The 17,251-nt window shown below is 72.2% G+C and carries 17 protein-coding genes; 8 read left to right on the top strand and 9 right to left on the bottom strand.

Annotation, left to right across the window (positions count from 1 at the left end; translation table 11 throughout):
* The 3 genes from AAHF99_RS19115 to AAHF99_RS19105 form a co-directional block, all read right to left on the bottom strand.
* On the bottom strand, nt 1-909 hold the full coding sequence (locus AAHF99_RS19115; protein ID WP_342166068.1) for a DUF58 domain-containing protein: 909 nt from the start codon (nt 907-909) through the stop codon (nt 1-3).
* Between the two features lie 2 nt (nt 910-911).
* Complete coding sequence (locus AAHF99_RS19110; RefSeq protein WP_243953694.1) at nt 912-1,928, bottom strand: AAA family ATPase; 1,017 nt, start codon at nt 1,926-1,928, stop codon at nt 912-914.
* A 121-nt stretch (nt 1,929-2,049) separates the two neighbouring features.
* On the bottom strand, nt 2,050-3,114 hold the full coding sequence (locus AAHF99_RS19105; RefSeq protein ID WP_342166147.1) for an AI-2E family transporter: 1,065 nt from the start codon (nt 3,112-3,114) through the stop codon (nt 2,050-2,052).
* A gap of 437 nt (nt 3,115-3,551) precedes the next feature.
* Between AAHF99_RS19105 and AAHF99_RS19100 the strand changes: the two genes are divergently transcribed.
* The 3 genes from AAHF99_RS19100 to AAHF99_RS19090 are packed head-to-tail and all read left to right on the top strand — an operon-like array spanning nt 3,552 to nt 5,498.
* Nucleotides 3,552-3,860, top strand: a complete 309-nt coding sequence (locus AAHF99_RS19100; RefSeq protein ID WP_243953692.1) for an acyl carrier protein — start codon at nt 3,552-3,554, stop codon at nt 3,858-3,860.
* Between the two features lie 31 nt (nt 3,861-3,891).
* Entirely contained in the window at nt 3,892-4,374 is a 483-nt protein-coding gene (locus AAHF99_RS19095; protein ID WP_342166067.1) for a 3-hydroxyacyl-ACP dehydratase FabZ family protein, read from the top strand.
* Entirely contained in the window at nt 4,371-5,498 is a 1,128-nt protein-coding gene (locus tag AAHF99_RS19090; RefSeq protein WP_342166066.1) for a beta-ketoacyl-ACP synthase, read from the top strand. The genes AAHF99_RS19095 and AAHF99_RS19090 overlap by 4 nt, the downstream gene beginning before the upstream one ends.
* Here AAHF99_RS19090 and AAHF99_RS19085 read toward each other — a convergent pair.
* Both AAHF99_RS19085 and AAHF99_RS19080 read right to left on the bottom strand, forming a co-directional pair.
* A complete protein-coding gene (locus tag AAHF99_RS19085) occupies nt 5,485-6,855 on the bottom strand; it encodes an ATP-binding protein (RefSeq protein ID WP_342166065.1) in 1,371 nt (456 codons plus the stop codon). The two genes, AAHF99_RS19090 and AAHF99_RS19085, sit on opposite strands and share 14 nt — an antisense overlap.
* Nucleotides 6,848-7,525, bottom strand: coding sequence for a response regulator transcription factor (locus AAHF99_RS19080; RefSeq protein WP_342166064.1), 678 nt, complete (start codon nt 7,523-7,525; stop codon nt 6,848-6,850). The genes AAHF99_RS19085 and AAHF99_RS19080 overlap by 8 nt, the downstream gene beginning before the upstream one ends.
* A gap of 200 nt (nt 7,526-7,725) precedes the next feature.
* Here AAHF99_RS19080 and AAHF99_RS19075 point away from each other — a divergent pair, with 200 nt between their 5' ends.
* The 3 genes from AAHF99_RS19075 to AAHF99_RS19065 are packed head-to-tail and all read left to right on the top strand — an operon-like array spanning nt 7,726 to nt 12,395.
* A complete protein-coding gene (locus AAHF99_RS19075; RefSeq protein WP_342166063.1) occupies nt 7,726-7,923 on the top strand; it encodes a polyhydroxyalkanoate synthesis regulator DNA-binding domain-containing protein in 198 nt (65 codons plus the stop codon).
* A complete protein-coding gene (locus AAHF99_RS19070; RefSeq protein WP_342166062.1) occupies nt 7,916-9,250 on the top strand; it encodes an efflux RND transporter periplasmic adaptor subunit in 1,335 nt (444 codons plus the stop codon). The genes AAHF99_RS19075 and AAHF99_RS19070 overlap by 8 nt, the downstream gene beginning before the upstream one ends.
* A gap of 10 nt (nt 9,251-9,260) precedes the next feature.
* On the top strand, nt 9,261-12,395 hold the full coding sequence (locus tag AAHF99_RS19065; protein ID WP_342166061.1) for an efflux RND transporter permease subunit: 3,135 nt from the start codon (nt 9,261-9,263) through the stop codon (nt 12,393-12,395).
* Here AAHF99_RS19065 and AAHF99_RS19060 read toward each other — a convergent pair.
* The 3 genes from AAHF99_RS19060 to AAHF99_RS19050 are packed head-to-tail and all read right to left on the bottom strand — an operon-like array spanning nt 12,371 to nt 14,880.
* Entirely contained in the window at nt 12,371-12,991 is a 621-nt protein-coding gene (locus tag AAHF99_RS19060; RefSeq protein ID WP_342166060.1) for a Smr/MutS family protein, read from the bottom strand. The genes AAHF99_RS19065 and AAHF99_RS19060 overlap by 25 nt on opposite strands.
* The gene (mltA, locus tag AAHF99_RS19055) at nt 12,988-14,160 is read right to left on the bottom strand and encodes a murein transglycosylase A (RefSeq protein WP_342166059.1); all 1,173 of its coding nucleotides are present in this window, start codon (nt 14,158-14,160) and stop codon (nt 12,988-12,990) included. The genes AAHF99_RS19060 and mltA overlap by 4 nt, the downstream gene beginning before the upstream one ends.
* Before the next feature lie 12 nt (nt 14,161-14,172).
* A complete protein-coding gene (locus AAHF99_RS19050) occupies nt 14,173-14,880 on the bottom strand; it encodes a Tim44/TimA family putative adaptor protein (protein ID WP_342166058.1) in 708 nt (235 codons plus the stop codon).
* Nucleotides 14,881-15,188: 308 nt separating this feature from the next.
* On the opposite strand from AAHF99_RS19050, the gene secB reads away from it, so the two are divergent.
* Nucleotides 15,189-15,686: a protein-export chaperone SecB gene (gene secB / locus AAHF99_RS19045; protein ID WP_243953681.1), complete on the top strand. Its 498-nt coding sequence runs from the start codon at nt 15,189-15,191 to the stop codon at nt 15,684-15,686.
* A 4-nt stretch (nt 15,687-15,690) separates the two neighbouring features.
* Here secB and AAHF99_RS19040 read toward each other — a convergent pair whose 3' ends face one another.
* Nucleotides 15,691-16,581 (bottom strand): LysR family transcriptional regulator, encoded by an 891-nt coding sequence (locus tag AAHF99_RS19040; RefSeq protein WP_342166057.1) that lies wholly within the window; start codon nt 16,579-16,581, stop codon nt 15,691-15,693.
* Between the two features lie 92 nt (nt 16,582-16,673).
* Here AAHF99_RS19040 and AAHF99_RS19035 point away from each other — a divergent pair, with 92 nt between their 5' ends.
* On the top strand, nt 16,674-17,243 hold the full coding sequence (locus tag AAHF99_RS19035) for a DUF4865 family protein (protein WP_342166056.1): 570 nt from the start codon (nt 16,674-16,676) through the stop codon (nt 17,241-17,243).
* The last annotated feature ends 8 nt before the right edge of the window (nt 17,244-17,251 follow it).

Genomic DNA, 17,251 nt, shown 5'->3' with positions numbered 1-17,251 from the left:
TCAGCCGCCGCGGGCGATGACGAGGGTCGCGAGGCGCAAGGCCGCCTCGCTCGCGGGACGGTCGGTGCGGTGGAGCGTCAGCGTCCAGCCCGCCCCGCGCACGATCTCCTGCAACCGCTCCCGGTGGGCGGTGATCCGCGCCCGGTAGCGCTCGCCCCAGGAGCCGGCATCGCCGATGGCGAGGGAGGGTCCGCCTTCGAGGTCGTGCAGCACCGCCTGCCCCGTGAAGGGGAAGGTCTCCTCGATGGGATCGACCACCATGAGCAGATGGCCCCGGCTCCCCGCCGCCGAGAGGCCGCCGATGGATTCCGCGATCCGCTCCGGCGGGGTGAGGAAATCACCGATCAGCACCACCTCGTCGAAGCGCGCGGGCTGGGCGGCCGGCGGGAGGTCGCGGTCGAGCCCCGCCGTGTCGGCGACCAGGGCCTGGGCCAGATGCTCCACGATGCCCCGCGAAGCCCGCGCCCGCGTCAGGCCGAGCAGCCCGACCCGCTCGCCGCCATCCACGAAGGCATCCGCGAGCGCGAGGCCGAGGACGAGCGCGCGCTCCACCTTGGACGCGCTCGCGAGGTCCGAGGAGAAGGCCATGGAGGCCGAGCGGTCGATCCAGAACCAGATGTTGTGGGCCGCTTCCCATTCCCGCTCGCGGACGTAGAGCCGGTCGTCGCGGGCCGAGCGGCGCCAATCGACGCGGGCGGCGGCCTCGCCGGTCACGAAGGGGCGGAACTGCCAGAAGCTCTCGCCCGGCCCGGCCCGGCGCCGCCCGTGCAGACCGTGGGCGAGCAGGCTCGACACCCGCCGCGCCTCCAGCACGAGGTGGGGCATCGTCGCGGCCAGCGCCGCCGCGCCCTCCGTCTCGCGGCGCCCCGGATGGCGCGTCTGCGCGGCGAGGGCCTGTGTCGCGACCAAGGTCAGAGCTTCTCCGCGAGCTTGGCGATCAGACCCTCGATGGTCTCGCCGTCGGCGCGGGCGGCGTAGTTGAGCGCCATGCGGTGCTTCAGAACCGGCTCGGCCAGCGCCTTCACGTCGGCGACGGAGGGCGCGACGCGGCCCTCGATCAGCGCGCGGGCGCGGGCGGCGAGAGTTAGCGCCTGGCTGGCGCGGGGGCCGGGCCCCCAGAGGAGCTTGTCCTTCACCAGCGCGTCGCCGCCATGGGGGCGCGCCGAGCGGACGAGATCGAGGATCGCCTCCACTACCGCCTCACCCACGGGCAGACGGCGCACGAGGCGCTGGGCGGTCATCAACTGGTCGGTGGTCATCACCGACGTGGGGCGGACCTCGTCGGCGCCGGTCGTCTCGATGAGGATGCGCCGCTCGGCCGCCCGGTCGGGGTAGCCGACGTCGATCTCGAGGAGGAAGCGGTCGAGCTGCGCCTCCGGCAGGGGGTAGGTGCCCTCCTGCTCGATGGGGTTTTGGGTGGCGAGCACGTGGAACGGACGGGGCAGGTCGTGCCGCTCGCCGGCCACCGAGACGTGCCCCTCCTGCATCGCTTGGAGCAGGGCGGACTGGGTGCGCGGGCTGGCGCGGTTGATCTCGTCCGCCATCAACAATTGCGTGAACACCGGGCCCTTCACGAAGCGGAAGGCGCGGCGGCGCTCGGCGTCCTCCTCCAGGATCTCGGTGCCGAGGATGTCGGAGGGCATCAGGTCCGGGGTGAACTGCACCCGGCGGGCATCAAGGCCGAGCACCGTGCCCAGCGTCTCCACCAGCTTGGTCTTGGCCAGACCTGGGAGGCCGACGAGGAGGCCGTGGCCGCCCGCGAGGATCGTGACCAGGGCGAGGTCCACGACCTTCTCCTGCCCGAAGATGACCCCGTGGATCGCCTCGCGAGCCTGTCCGACCGCCGCAAGGCAGCTCTCGGCGGTGGCGACGATGCCGTCATCGAGGCTGGTGGCGGGGCTCGTGCCCTGGCTGGCGGCCTGGATCATGCCGGTGTCCGTCTCCCTGAGGCTCCGCGGACAGAGATCCGCAGAGCCCGAGAGTGTGGGCCGGCTTCAGGGGGCTGGCAAGGTCGGGATCGCCGCACGGTTGCGTGGGCGCCCTTCCCCATCAGGCCTTCACGTCCCGGCCTTCGGTGAATTCCCGCCACAGCAGGACGAGCGCCGCCATCACCGCCGGCCCGAGGAACAGGCCGAGCAGGCCGAAGGATTCCACGCCGCCGAGGATGCCGAGGAGCACCCAGAGAAAGGGCAGCTTGGTGGTGCCGCCGATCAGCGCGGGCCGGATGAAGTGGTCGGCCGCGAAGGTCACGACGAGGCCCGCCACGGCGACGATGATCGCCGCCTTGACCGCCCCCGCCGACAGGAGAAGCAACGCCGCGATGGCGATGGCCAAGGCCGCGCCGAAGGGGATCATCGCCGCCACCGCCGTGAAGGCGCCGAGGAGCACCGGGTGCGGCACGCCCGCGAAGTAGTAGACGATGCCGAGGATCACGCCCTCGCCCAGGCCGACGAGGACGAGGCCGTCCACGGTCCCGTGGACCGAGGCGACCATCTGGCGCCCGACCCGCTCGCCGCGCGGGCCGAACAGGCGGTCGCAGGCCCTGAGCGCCTGCCGCGCGACCGTATCGCGGTCGCGGAACAGGAAGAACAGCGCCACGAGGCTGAAGCCGAACAGCACCACCCGGTGAACCACCTCGCGGCCGATGTTGCGGCCCGCGCCCAGGACCTTGCCGTTGTCGAAACGGTGCAGGATCTCCGACCCCGCCTGGGCATGGCCGAGGTTGTCGTTCCACCACGCCGTCGCCTGGGCCGCGCCGTAGGGCAGCCGGTTGAGGAACTCGGGCGCGGGAATGCCGCTCTCCTCGGCCTTCCGGACGAACTCGGCGACGTCGTGGGCCTCCCGCGCCGCCTGCACGCCGAGGACGACGAGGGGCACCAGGAACACGAGGGCCACGGCCAGCACCGCGAGGCTCGGCAGGACGATGTTGTGCCGGCCGGGTGGGAAACGCCGCTCGATCTTGGCGTAGAGCGGCCCGAGGGCGATGGCGAGCACCACGGCCCAGGCGAGCGCGGGCAGGAACTCCCGCAGGATGTAGATCCCGAGGGCGCCCAGCGCGAGGACGAGGATCACCCGCGCCGCGCCCTGCGAGGGGGCGCGCTCGGCCGGAGGCATGGCGGGATGGCCCGGCCGCGCCTCCGCAAGCGCGCGGGCGGGGGGTACGGGCGCGGCGAAGGTCGGGTCGAGGGTCGAGGGGGGCGACGGTTTCATCCGCCTTCTCCGATTCGGGTTGTCGGGCTGATTCGGGCGCGGCCGAGCGTGGCAGTGGCCTGCCGCAGATAGGTCTTCCCCGCGCCTCCGCCACCGCGAGGGCGCTCGGCTGACCGGGTCGTGAACGCGCGATGCCGGCAAACGGCCCCGCGTCGTGTTGCGGTTGCCGCACCCGACCCCCTCGTGTAGAGGTCCGCCGATCCGTCGGCGCCGAGCGGAGGGTTCGGGATTCCGGGCCCGCCGCCCGCGCCTCATGGCAGCGAGGGATAGGACGCCGGGCACCCGGCGCGAGGGGGCTCCCGCCGCCGAACCGGAAACCAGTTCAGAGCCCACGAGAAGACATGTCCGACGATCCCGCCACCGGCAGCGCGACCTTCCAGCGCGTGGCCGACATCATTGCCGAGACGGCCGACATCGAGCGGGACAAGATCACTCCCGAGAGCCACGCCATCGACGACCTCGGCATCGACAGCCTCGCCTTCCTCGACATCGCCTTCGCGGTGGACAAGGCCTTCGGCATCAAGCTGCCGCTGGAGCGGTGGACGCAGGAGGTCAACGAGGGCAAGGTCCCGGCCGAGCAGTATTTCGTGCTGAAGAACCTCTGCGCCCGGATCGACGCCCTGGTCGCCGAGAAGGCCGCCAAGGTCTGACGGCCCCGCGACCCGATGCGCCCAGCTCGCCATGCGTCTTGAATATTTCGAGATGATCGATGCCGTGGTGCGGCTCGACCGTACCGCCGGCACCATCGAGGCCGTGGCGAAGGTGCCGGACGCGAGCCCGGTCTTCGAGGGGCATTTCCCCGGCCACCCCCTGGTGCCGGGCGTGCTCCTCACCGAGACCATGGCCCAGGCCTCGGGCTATCTCATCCTCGCCCATCTCGGCTTCGAGCGGATGCCGTTCCTGACGGGCGTCGACAAGGCGCGGTTCCGCAGCTTCGTCGGCCCCGGCGCGGTGCTGACCGTGACCGCGAAGCTCGAACACGACGGATCGGGCTACGCCGTCACCGAGGCGGCGATCCGCCACGAGGGCAAGTCGATCTGCGACGCGGAGCTTCGCTTCCGCACCATGCCCTTCCCGGAAGGTCTCGACGCGCCGATGCGCGAGCGCGCTAGGACCAGCGGCCTCCTCCACCTCGCGGGGATCGGCGACGGAGCCTCAACATGACGCGTCCGGTCGTCGTCACCGGTATCGGCCTCGTCTCCTGCGCGGGTGAAGGCGAGGCGGCGCATCTCGCGGCGCTTGCGGCCGGCACCCCGCCGCGCACCGACGCGGACAGCTTCGCGCCCTACCCCGTTCACCCGGCCCCCGCCATCGCCTGGGACCGGCAGATCCCGAAGAAGAGCGACCAACGTCAGATGGAGGCGTGGCAACGCCTCGGCGTCTACGCCGCCGGCCTCGCCCTCGACGCGGCCGGGGTGAAGGAGGATGCCGCCTTCAAGCAGGCGCTGCACCTCGTGGTGGCGGCGGGCGGCGGTGAGCGCGACTACGCGGCCGACGGCGCGATCCTCACCGGCCTGCGCGACGCGGCCGATCCGGGGGCCTTCCTCAACGAGCGCCTGCAGAACGACCTGCGGCCGACCCTCTTCCTGGCGCAGCTCTCGAACCTGCTCGCGGGCAACATCGCCATCGTCCACGGCGTGACCGGCGCCTCGCGCACCTTCATGGGCGAGGAGGCGGCGGGCGTCGATGCCCTGCGCATCGCCCAGGCGCGGATTGCCTCCGGCCAGAACGAGGCGATGCTGGTCGGCGGCTCCTACAGCGCCGAGCGGCCGGACGCGCTCCTCGTCCACGCCATGGGCGGCTTCGCCAAGCAGGGCGATTACGCGCCGGTTCGCGACCGCGCGGCACCGGGCGGCTTCATCCTGGCGAGCTGCGCCGCGTTCCTGATGCTGGAATCGGCCGAGCACGCGCAGGCGCGGGGCGCCCGGGCCCTCGCGCGCCTCGGCCCGGTGGCGAGCGGCCGCTGCCACCGCGAGCCCGGCGCCGTCGCGGAGTCCCTGGCCGCGCGCTGGGGCGAGGCCGTGACCGCCGCCCCCGATGCGGTGATCTCCGGCGCCACCGGCGTCGCGCCGATCACGGCGGAGGAGGCCGAAACCCTCCGCCGCCTCGCGCCCGAGGCGCGGATCCATCCCCTCGGCGACCTGATCGGCCATGGGCTCGAAGTCGTCGCCCCGTTCGGCGCGGCCCTCGCGGCGGCGCTGATCGCGGAAGGCCGCGCGGTCGACATCGCCGTCACGACGGTGGGGCACCGTCGCGGCGAAGGCGTGATGCGGCTCACGCGGGCATGACGCCCGCCTCCGGGAACGCTAACGCGATCCGGCAGCCCCCCTCCGGCGCCTCCGTCACCGCGACCGTCGCGCCGTGCAGCTTGGCGATGGCCGCCACCAGCCCGAGGCCGAGCCCGTTGCCGGGCGTCGCGCGGGCCGCCTCCGCCCGGTAGAAGCGGCCGAACACGCGCTCCCGCTCGGCGGCCGGGATGCCCGGCCCGGTATCCTCGACGGCGAGCAGGCACATCCCGTCCCGCCGGGCGACGACGACCAGTACGGTGCCGCCCTCCGGCGTGAACTTCAGGGCGTTGTCGATGAGGTTCGACAGGGCCTCCGCGCAAAGGTCCCGGTCGGCATGGATCGCCGGCACCGGGGCGATCCGCGCTTGGAGGCGGATGCCGCGCTCCTCCGCCAGGGGCTCGAACAGGTCCACCGCCTCCTCCGCCAAATCCTTGAGGTCCAGCGTGCCGAAGGCGGCGCGGCGGCGCTCGTCCTCCATCTCGCCGATGCGCAGCACCGCCGTCACCATGGCGAGGGTCTGGTCGATCCAGGCGAGGCCCTGCCCCACGGCCTCGCGGAACTCGGCCACCGTGGCGGCGTGATCGCGGCTGCGCTCCAGCCGGGCGCGCAGCCGTGTCAGCGGCGTGCGCAGGTCGTGGGCGACGGCATCGCCGACGCTGCGGATCTCGCCCATCAGGTGCTCGATCTTGTCGAGCATCCGGTTCACGTTGCCCGCGAGCCGGTCGAACTCGTCGCCCCGTCCGTCCACCGGCAGGCGCTGGCGCAGGTCGCCGCGCATCACCCGGTCGAGGGCCGCCTCCGTCGCCGCGAGGCGCCGCCGTGCCCGGCCCGCGAGGAGCAGGCCCCCCGCCATGGACAGCACCAGCGTCGGGACGAGGCCGAGGCCCAGCGCCCGCACCGACATGTCCCGCACCCGGTCGAGTTCGTCGGAATCGTGCCCGATCACCGCGACGCTGCCATCCGGCAGGGCGAGGGAGGCCGCCCACATCTCGTCGCGGATCGTCCGCTGCCCCAGCTCGACCTTGGCCGCCACGCGGTAGGCATCGCCGTCCGGGGGCAGGCTGGCGGGTAGGCTGTCGAGGTTGCCTGCCTGGCGGGTATCGCCCGGCCCGAACAGCCCGGCATAGTGGCGAGCATGGGGATCCATGGCGATCCACGTATCGACCCGCCGGGCGGCCCCGGTCGGATCGCTCGTCACGGCGCGGATTTCGAGGCGAAGGGTCTCGGCCAGTTCCTCGCGCAGGAGGCCCGCCGTCTGCCAGTAGACGAAGGCGAAGATCGCGAGGGCGAACAGCACCGACCACAGGGCGATGCCGCAGGCGAGGCGGAAAGCGGTGGAGCGGACAAGGTCAGTCATCGGCCTGCAGGGTGAAGCCGATGCCCCGCACGCTGGCGATCATCGGCGCCTCGCCCCCGGCTTCGAGCTTGCGCCGCAGCCGGCCGACATGGACGTCGATGAGGTTGGATTTCGGGGTGAAGCGGTAGCTCCAGACTTCCTCGAACAGCATCGCCCGGGTCACGACTTGCCCCGGCCGCCGCATCAGGTAGGCCAGGAGCTTGTGTTCGCGGGGCAAGAGGTCGAGGTCACGACCGCCGCGCCGGCCCTGCCCGGCCATCAGGTCGAGTTCCAGGCTCCCAACGCGCAGCACCGTCTCCGGCGTTTCCACCGGGCGGCGCAGCAGCGCCTCGATCCGCGCCGCGAGTTCCCCGAGGGCGAAGGGCTTCGTCAGGTAGTCGTCGCCGCCCGCCCGCAGACCCCGGATGCGCTCGTCGACGTCGCCGAGCGCGCTCAGCACTAGGGCGGGCGTCCGATCACCGGATTGCCGCAGGTCCTGCAGCAGGCGCAGGCCTTCGAGGCCGGGCAGCATCCTGTCGAGGATGATCGCCCCCCAGCCGCCCTCCCCCGCCGCCCGCGCGCCGGCCGGCCCGGTCTCGGCCCAGGCGACCTCGTGCCCGCGCCCGCGCAAATCGGCGAGGACGTCGGCGGCCGTGTCGGAATCGTCCTCGATCAACAGCAGGCGTGCCACGCTGCCCCCCTTCGGCGGTCTCTGTGCCGCAACGGCGCGGGTCCGTCGCGCCGCACTGCACCGCATGAACCCGAATTTAATGGCGCGGCGCGGTCGCCGCACCACAATCTGGAATAACTCTAAATCGTACCGCAACCCGACGGCATCCGCCTGTTTGGCGGAGGTAGCCGGTCGGGTTGACCGCATTGGGGGTGCGGATCGTGGCCAGGAAGCGGCGCCCACGGCGCCTGATCAATCGCTACGGGCAGACCCGGCTCTACGACGTCACGACCGGGGCTTACGTCTGCGTGGAGCAACTCAAGATGTGGCGCTCGGAGGGATTCGACGTGATCGTGCGCGAGGTCGAGAGCGGCCGTTACGTCACCGAGGCGGTTATGCCGTCGGGCTTCGATGCGTGACGCGCCCTCCCTCCGGTACGGGCCGAACCCCGCCTCGCGCCAGCCGCCGCAGCGAAGCGCGACGCCCTCCTCCGCGTCCGTGAGCGCGCCGCGCCGCCGGAGCGGGTGGGGCCGGACGCTCGGGTTCCTGCTCCTCGCCGGGCTCGCGGGCGCCGGCTGGATCGAGCGCGACGCGCTGATGTCCTTCGCCGGCTACGGGGACAAGCCGGAGGCGCCCGCCGCGCAAGCCAAGGACAAGCCGGCCGAGGGCGATCCCGACACCGTGACCCTCGACGAGACGGGCCGCACGCGGGCGGGCGTCAGGGAGGGCAAGGCGGTGATCCGCCGGATCGTGCTGCCCGTCCGCGCGCCGGGCACGGTGGCCTTCGACGAGCGGCGTGTGACGCATCTCAAGCCGCGCACACAGGGCCGCGTGCTGAGCCTCGCGGTGCAGCCGGGGGACCGCGTCCATGCCGGGCAGGTGCTGGCCACCCTCGACGCGGCGGGCATCCTCGACGCGCGCAACGGCCTCGCCTCGGCCAATGCCGCCCTGGGGGAGGCGGTCGCCTCGGAGCAGGCCGCCGCGCTGCAGATGAAGCGAGGGCAGGATCAATTATCCTTCGGCGGCGTCGCCAAGGCCGAGGTGGAGCGGCGGCAGGTCGATCTCGCCAAGGCGCAGGCGGCGGTGAAGTCGGCCCAGGCCAACACGGACATGTACCGGGCGCAATACGAACGCCTCGCCCCCGCCGAGGGCGCGGCGCCGGGCACGAGCGCCATCGTCACGCCCATCGCGGGCGTGGTGACGAGCGTCGGCATCACCATCGGCGACGTGATCGACACCGCCCGCAACGCGATCACCGTCGCCGACCCGTCGCGGATGCTGGTCCTGGCGAACCTCTACGGCCCCGACATCGCCCGCGTGAAGACAGGGGACCAAGCCACCATCGCGGCGCCGATCCCCGGTTCGGAGCGGTTCGCCGGCACGGTCGGGGCGATCAACGCCGCCCTCGACCCCGCCACCAACACCGCCCCGGCGCGGATCGAGATCGCCAACCCCGGCGATACGCTGCGCGCCAACATGTTCGTCTCCGTGACGATCGCGGCCGACATCGGCCGCTCCGGCGTGACGATCCCCGCCGCCGCGGTGCAGGAGACCGAGCAGGGCCCCATCGCCTTTGTCCGCACCGGGCCGGACACCTTCGTCCGCCGCGCCCTGACGCTCGGCATCCGCCGCGCGGATTGGGTGGAGGTCGAGGGCGGCGTGGCCGAGGGCGAGACCGTCGCGACCCAGGGCAGCTTCGCCCTCAAGGCGATCCTGCTGCGCAGCCTCCTCGGCTCCACCGATTGAGCGCCGCGCCATGAAACGCTGGTTCGCGATGCTCGTGCGGCGCCGCCTCCTCGTCCTCGTCCTGGCGCTCGCCGGGGCGGCGGGGGGCATCGCCAACCTCCGGGGCCTGTCCATCGACGCGGTGCCGGACATCTCGCCCAAGCAGGTGATGGTCCTCACCCTCTCGCCGGGGCTCGGCCCCCTGGAGGTGGAGCGGCTGATCACCTTCCCCGTCGAGAACGCCATGGCCGGGGCGCCGGGCATGGAGGGCGTCCGCTCCGTGTCGCGGGCGGGCATCTCGGCGGTCTACGTGACCTTCCACGACGCGGTGCCGATCCGCGACGCGCGGGATCAGGTGTTCCAGCGCCTGGCGCTCGCCAAGAGCATGATGCCGGCGGGCGTCGGCGATCCGCAGATGGGGCCGATGGCGACCGGCCTCGGGGAGATCTACCAGTTCGAATTGCGCGGCCCCGCCACCTCGCCGATGGAGCTGAAGCGCATCCTCCAATGGACCATCGCGCCCAAGCTCAAGCTGACGCCGGGCGTGGTGGACGTGAACATCTACGGCGGCCAATTGCCGACCTACGAGCTGCAGGTCTCGTCCGAGGCCCTGCGCCGCTACGGCGTGACCCTCGCCCAGGTCTACACGGCACTGCAGGACAACAACGCCGACGGCGGCGGCGCCTATATCGAGCACAACGACCAGCAATTGACGATCCGGGGCCTCGGCCTCGCCAAGGGGCCGGAGGATCTCGGCAACGTCGTCGTCACCACCGCCGCCGGCGGCATCCCGGTGCTGGTCTCGACGCTGGGCAAGGTGGTGCAGGCGCCGAAGGTCCGCCTCGGCGCCGTCACCCACGACGCGCAGGGCGAGACGGTCGTCGGCATCGCGCTGATGCAGTACGGCGAGAATGCCAGCGCCGTGGTCGAGGGCGTCAAGACAACCATCGACTCCCTTCGAAGCGAGCTGCCGCCCGGCGTCTCGATCGTCCCCTATTACGACCGCAGCGCCCTGGTGGACCGCACGATCCACACCGTGGCGCACAACCTCCTCGAAGGGGCGGCCCTGGTCATCGTGGTGCTGCTGCTCCTCCTCGGGAATCTGCGGGCCGGGCTGATCGTGGCGGCGGCGATCCCGCTCTCCATGCTGATGGCCTTCGCGGGGATGCGGCTGATCGGCCTCTCCGGCAACCTGATGAGTCTGGGGGCCATCGATTTCGGGCTGATCGTCGACGGCTCGGTGGTGATGATCGAGAACGTGCTGCGCGCGCGGGGCGCCCATCCCGACCGGCCGCCCCTCGCCGTGGTGAGCGAGGCCGCCGCCGCCGTCGCCAAGCCGGTGATGTTCGCGGTGGCGATCATCATCGTCGTCTACGTGCCGATCCTGGCGCTCCAGGGCGTGGCGGGGAAGATGTTCGTGCCGATGGCGCTCACGGTCATCCTGGCGCTCGGCGGCTCGCTGATCGTCACCATGACGTTGATGCCGGCGCTGGCCGCGCTCTTCCTGTCCGGCAAGGGGCTCGGGGAGCACGAGACCCGCCTCGTCCACGGAATGCGCCGCGCCTACACCCCGGTGCTGCGGCTCGCCGAGCGCCATGCCGGGATCACCCTGCTGCTGACGCTCTCGCTCTTCGCGGGCTCGTGCTTCGTCGCCACGCGGCTCGGCGGCGAGTTCCTGCCGCAACTGGCCGAGGGCTCCATCGTCATCACCTCGGAGAAGCTGCCGGGCATCAACCTCGACGCCTCGCTCAAGATCGTGCACCGGATCGAGGCGGTGCTGAAATCCTTCCCCGAGGTGAAGAAGGTCGTCTCCCTCACCGGCAGCGCCGAGATCCCGACGGATCCGATGGGCGTCGAATCCACCGACAGCTTCATCACCCTCACCGATCCCGCCACCTGGACGACCGCCGACAGCCAGGACGGGCTCGTCGCCGCCTTCGACAAGCGCCTGCAAGCGGAGGTGCCGGGCGTCGCCTATTCCTTCTCGCAGCCGATCCAGATGCGCATGGACGACCTGCTTCAGGGCGTGCGCGGCGACGTGGCGATCAAGCTCTACGGCGACGACCTGAAGGTTCTGGCGAGCAAGGCCGACGAGATCGTGAAGGTCGTCTCCGCCGTGCCCGGCGCCGCCGACGTGAAGGCCGAGGCCCAGGCCGGCATGCCGACCCTGACCGTCGCGGTCGACCGCGCCAAGGCCGCCCGCTACGGCATCAACGTCTCCGACGTGCTCGACGTGGTGAGGAGCATCGGCGGGCGCACCAGCGGCGTCGTCTACGGCGACGACAACTCCATCACCGACATCGTCGTGCGCCTCGATCCCGCCGACCGCAGCGACATCGAGCGCATCCGCACCCTGCCGGTGGGCGGTTCGGGCAAGAGGATGATGCCGCTCTCCATGGTGGCCAGCGTCGAGGTCGCCTCCGGCCCGGCGCAAATCAGCCGCGACAGCCTGCAACGACGCATCTCCGTGCAGGCGAACGTGCGCGGCCGCGACGTGCAGAGCTTCGTGGACGCGGCCCAGGCCGCCGTGAAGGCGCAGGTGACGCTGCCGCCGCGCTACTCCCTCGAATGGGGCGGCCAGTTCCAGAACCTGCAGGAGGCGACCGCCCGGCTGATCCTCGTCGTGCCGGCGGCCTTGGCCGCGATCCTCGTGCTGCTCGTGGTGATGTTCGGCGACATCCGCCTCGCCGGGCTGATCTTCCTGAACGTGCCCATCGCGGCGACGGGGGGCATCCTCGCCCTCTATCTACGCGGCCTGCCCTTCTCGATCTCGGCGGCCATCGGCTTCATCGCGACCTTCGGTATCGCGATCCTGAACGGCGTCGTGCTCACGAACACCATCCACGACCTCGAACGCGAGGGGCTGAGCCCCCGCGACGCGGCGACGGAGGCCGCCGAATCCCGCCTGCGCCCGGTGATGATGACGGCCCTCGTCGCGACCCTCGGCTTCCTGCCGATGGCGCTCTCGACCAGCGCGGGGGCGGAGGTGCAGCGGCCGCTCGCCACGGTGGTGATCGGCGGCCTCGTCTCCGCGACGCTGCTCACCCTCGTGGTCCTGCCGGCGATCTACCCCTACGCCGCGCGGCTGCGCCTGCCCTTCCTGCCGGAGGCGGAGAGCCAGCCCGAGCCGGAGCCCGAGCCCTACCGCCGCCGCAGCCGGATGTAGAGGGCGCCGCCGCCGCCATGGTGGCGGGCGGCCTCCTCGAAGCCCAGGACGATGCCGCGCAATTCCGGTGAGCGCAGCCAGTGCGGCACGTTCCGGCGCAGCACGCCGCGCTCGCGATACGGGTCGGCATAGGTCTCCCCGCCCTTGCCGGTGACGACGAGGACGTAGCCGTGCCCCGCTGCCCGCGCCCGCAGGATGAAGCCGGTCAGCGCCGAATGGGCCTCGGACTGGATCATGCCGTGCAGGTCGAGGCGTGCCTCGATGGGCTGGCGCCCGCGCTTCAGGGCGATCCGCGCCTGCCTTTCGAGGCCCGCATGGGGCATCGGGTTCTGCGGCGGCGCCTGATAGGGCGCAGCGGTCGCCACGCGGGGCGGCGGCGGCACGAAGGCCGGCGGCGCCTTGGCGGGCGCGCCCTTGAAGGGCGTCGCCTGGGGGCCGGGCAGGCGCTCCGGCATCGTGGCGGCGGAGGGCGCGGGGATCGGCTCCTCGGCCTGCGGGATCGGGCGGCCCTGCAGCGGCGTGAAGCGCTTGGCGACCTCGCGCCACAGGCGGCTGTCGCCGGAGGTGAGGCCGCGGGAGCGGCGCGGCGACTTCACGACCCGCCCCCGTGGCGCGGCAGCAGGACGACGAAGCCCACCGGATCGCGCAGGTTGCCGGCGGCGATACCGGCCTGCGCGCCGCTGCCGACGAACAGGTCCCCCCGCGCCGGCCCGACGATGGCCGAGCCGGTGTCGGCGGCGATGGTCAGGCGTCCGCGCTCGCCCTCCCGCGCGCCCGGCAGGCGGCCCTCCAGCCAGAACGGCAGGCCGTAGCGCCACAGCGTGCCATCGACGGCGAGGCCGATGCCGGGGGAGAGCGGCGCGTTCGCCGCCCCCGGCGGACCGAGGGTGGGCTCCTCGACCTCCGCGAGGCGGAAGAAGATGTAGGAGGCGTTCCGGCGGATGAGCCGCTTGGCCTCGTCCGGGTGGTCGCGCAGCCAGCCCGTCCAGCGGGCCAGCGTCAACCCTTCGAGGGGCAGGTGCCCCTCCTGCACGATGAGCTTCGCCACCGCCGTATAGGCGCGGCCGTTGCGCCCGTCATAGAGCGCCCGCACCGCCCGGCCGTCCGGCAGGCGGATCCGGCCCGAGCCCTGGACCTGCAGCACGAGGAGATCGACGCCGTCGCGCAGCCACAGGATCGGCCGCGCCCGCTGGGCCAAGGCCCCGTCTTCGATGGCGGCCCGATCGGGATAGGGTTCGAACCCCGACGCCGTGGCGCGGGCGGCGCGCAGGGCCGGATCGAGGCCGGGGCGCGTCTCGCCGGGGCCAAGATTCACGAGATCGTCCGGCCGGGCGAGGATCGGCGTCGTGAAGCCCGGCGCCTGTGTGAGGGAGCCCGGCAGTTCCGGCTCGAAATAGCCGGTGAGGAAGCCCGGTGTCCCGTCCGGCCGCACGATGCGATAGGCGGAGAAGGCGCGGCGGAAGAAGTCGGCGGCGCCCTGCGGCGGCACGGTCAGCGCCTTGGCGCAGGCGGCGATGAGATCGACGACGTTCCCCGTGACGCCGTTCCGCTGGGGCGGCGCGGGCATCGGCGCGGCGCAGACGCGCCGGAACGCTTCGAGTGCCCCGGCTGGGTCAGGCCCCGGAAAGCCTGCCAGGTCGGCGATGGCGACGGGTTCGAGGCGTGCGCCAGCGATCTCGGCGGGCGCCGAGGCGGCCGGCGGCGCCAGAAGCGCCGCGGCTAGGGCGACGGAGGCGAGTCCGAGGCGGGCACGCGGAGGTCGCACGTCACCAGACGGTCAGGCGCCGGCCTCGGTGGCAACGAGTTGCCAGTTCGGATCGCGCGAGCCGAGGGTGCGCGCGAAGGTCCAGACATCCGGCACCTCGACCACCGTCTCCGCACTGCCGTCCACGACCTTGCCGTTGGCATCGCGGGTGGCGGTGATGAGGTTGGAGAGGAAGCGCACCGTGACGTGGGCGACGCGGTTGCGCACGTCCACGGCGACGATCTCGGCCCGGTCGATGGAGACGAAGGTCGTCTCCAGCGTCTGCCGGTTGCGCTCGCGCTCGGCGATGGCCCGCTCGAACGCCTCGCCGACCTCCTTCGAAAGCAGCGAGCGCAGGGTCTTCCGGTCGCCCTTGGCGAAGGCGATCATGATCGCCTCGTAGGCGACCTTCGAGCCCTCGATGAAGGAGCGCGGCTCGAAGTTCGGCTCCAGCTGCACCACGGCCTCCAGGCCGCGCGCCACCTCGGAGCCCGGCTCGGCGATGCCGCGCCAGTCACGCGGGGCAGCGGCCGGAGCCGGCTGGGCCACGCGGTCGACGCCCGGCAGGCGCACGACGTTGTCGCCGCCCCGGTTCTGCGGCTCCGTGCGGCTGCGCTCCACGGGCTTGAAGGGCGAGCGCTCGGCACCGGTCTTCTGGCCGAGGACCGAGCGTAACCGCCAGATGACGAACACGGCCAGCGCCAGGAAGATGATCGTCGTTAAGTCGAAACCGTCCTGCATCACCGATCCGATTGCGGCCGTCCGCGCGTCTGTCGCCCCGCGCGTCTGGGCCCTGCCGTAGCGCGTCGTACGTTCACCCTTATCCGACCAACGCGCTCGGATCGAGCCGGTTGTTCGGGCAGTCCCGTTTGTGATGCGACGAACCCGCGCGACCGGTGGTTGAATCCTGTGCCGATCTCGCCCCGCAGCGTCGCTTGTCGGTTCCCTGCGGGCGTGATAGCCGCGCCGGAGTAAGGGCCTTGGGCGGCCCGTGCCAAGACAATCTTCCGCCGTCCGCGCCGGACGTCAGATCGAGAAGGATGAATCCGATGGCCGATTCCCCGGCAGCCAACGGCAACGGCGGCGGCATGCCGCAGGGCGCCCCCACCATCAACGCCCTGGCGCAGTACGTGAAGGACCTCTCCTTCGAGAACCCGCATGCCCCGCGCTCCCTTCAGCCGAAGGAAGGCGCTTCGCCGCAGATCAACATCCAGGTGAACGTCAACGCCTCGCAGCTCAGCGAGACGGATTTCGAGGTCGAGCTGACCCTCGAAGGCGACGCTAAGATGGACAACGAGGTGCTGTTCGCCTTCGATGTGAAGTATGCCGGCATCTTCCGCATGCTGAACATCCCGGAAGACCAGATGCATCCGGCCGTGATGATCGAGTGCCCGCGCCTGCTCTTCCCCTTCGGCCGGCAGATCGTCGCCGAGGCGGTGCGCAACGGCGGCTTCCCGCCCCTCTACATCGACCCGATCGACTTCGTCGGCCTCTACCGGCAGAAGATGATGGAGCAGCAGGGCGCCACGGGTCCGCTCGCCTCCTGATGGGTCACGGCGCGCCCGGACCGCGATAGGCGGCCGACAGGGCGCGCAACGCCTCCGCTGCCGCCCCCCGCTGGGGGCGCGCGTGCAGGACGATCCGCGTAAGCGGCAGTTCGGGCAGGCCGAGGCGCTGTCCGGACTCCACCGCCCCCGGGGGGGCCGTGCCCGGCGCGAGGGCCGCCACGGCCAACCCGGCGGCTACGGCGGCGCCGACCGCCGCGACGCCTCCACCGACGAACACCTCCCGCCAGGGCAGCGGCGCCGCGTCGAGGGTGACCTCCGCCACCGCCCGGACGTTGCAGGGCTTCGCCAGGGTCGCGACGGGCAGGGGTCGCCCCGCCTCGGGCGCCCAGACGAAGGACGGCGCTGCGTACCAGCCGAGCCTCTCCACGGCGAGCACCACGCCGTGATCCTGGCCCTCATCCGGCTCCGCCCCATCCGCTCGCACCAGCACCGCATCGAAACGGCCCGCCAGGAAGGCCGTGACCAATTCGCGGGACGGCAGGATCGCCACCTCCGGCACGAGCCCGGTGCCGTCGAGACCTAGCCGGGCGAGGCGATCCGGCAGGCCCGGCCCGGCCACATGTTCGCTGATGCCGAGGCTGAGGCGCGGCGGCGGCATGTCGGCCAGATCCGCGAGGGCGCGGGAATGCGCTTCGAGGAGGCGTCGCGCTGCGGGGAGAAACCGCGCCCCCCGGGGCGTGGGCGCCACATGGCGGGGCGTGCGATCCACGAGGCGGACGGCAAGGCGGTCCTCCAAGCGCTTCACGCGGAGGCTGACGCCGGCCTGCGACGTCCCCAGGGATTCGGCAGCCCGCGTGAAGCTCGCCAGATCGATCACCCGCACGAAAGCGCGCACCCCATCGAGATCGAGGCTGGATTCCGGCTCCGGCGTCATCATAGCGATCCGTTATGAGAGATATCTACTCGAATATATTTCTTTAATCGACGATCGTTGCAATCCTGTCTTCGCACCCCTCGGAGGACAGGATGATTCTCGCCCGGTACCGCCACCGCCTGCCTGCGGATTACGACCTCAGCCTCATCCGCGCACGCATCGCCGCCCGCGGCCCCACCTGGGACACCGCGCCCGACCTGATCTTTAAGGCGTTCACCCTCGAAGACCGGAGCCGTGGCGCATCCGAGAATGCCTACAGCTCCTTCTACCTCTGGCGCGACGCCGGCGCGGCGGCAGCGTTCTTCGCGGGTTCCGGCTTTGCCGCCGTCTTGCAGGCCTTCGGCCGCCCGCGAACCGACCTGTGGCTGCCCTTCGCCATCCAGACCGGCCCCTCCGCCCAAGCCCGTAGCCTCGCCATCACCCACCGGACCCTCCCACCGGAGGCCGATCTCGGCACCGAACGTCGCGAGGACGCCGCGTGGGGGGCCTCCCTCCGCGCGGAGCCGGACGTTCTCGCCGTGCTGTGCGGGCTCGATCCCACGTCGTGGCGCGTGACGCGCTTCGTCCTGCGCGCAGGCGAGCCGGCGGCCGGCGACGGCGAGATCCTGCACCTCGCTTCCCCCGGCCTCGCGGACCTGCGCGATGCCACGTCTCGCCTCTGAGGAGATCC

Source organism: Methylobacterium litchii (assembly GCF_038442315.1).
Taxonomy (GTDB): Bacteria; Pseudomonadota; Alphaproteobacteria; order Rhizobiales; family Beijerinckiaceae; genus Methylobacterium; species Methylobacterium litchii.
This window is presented reverse-complemented; position numbering and strand designations above follow the sequence as displayed.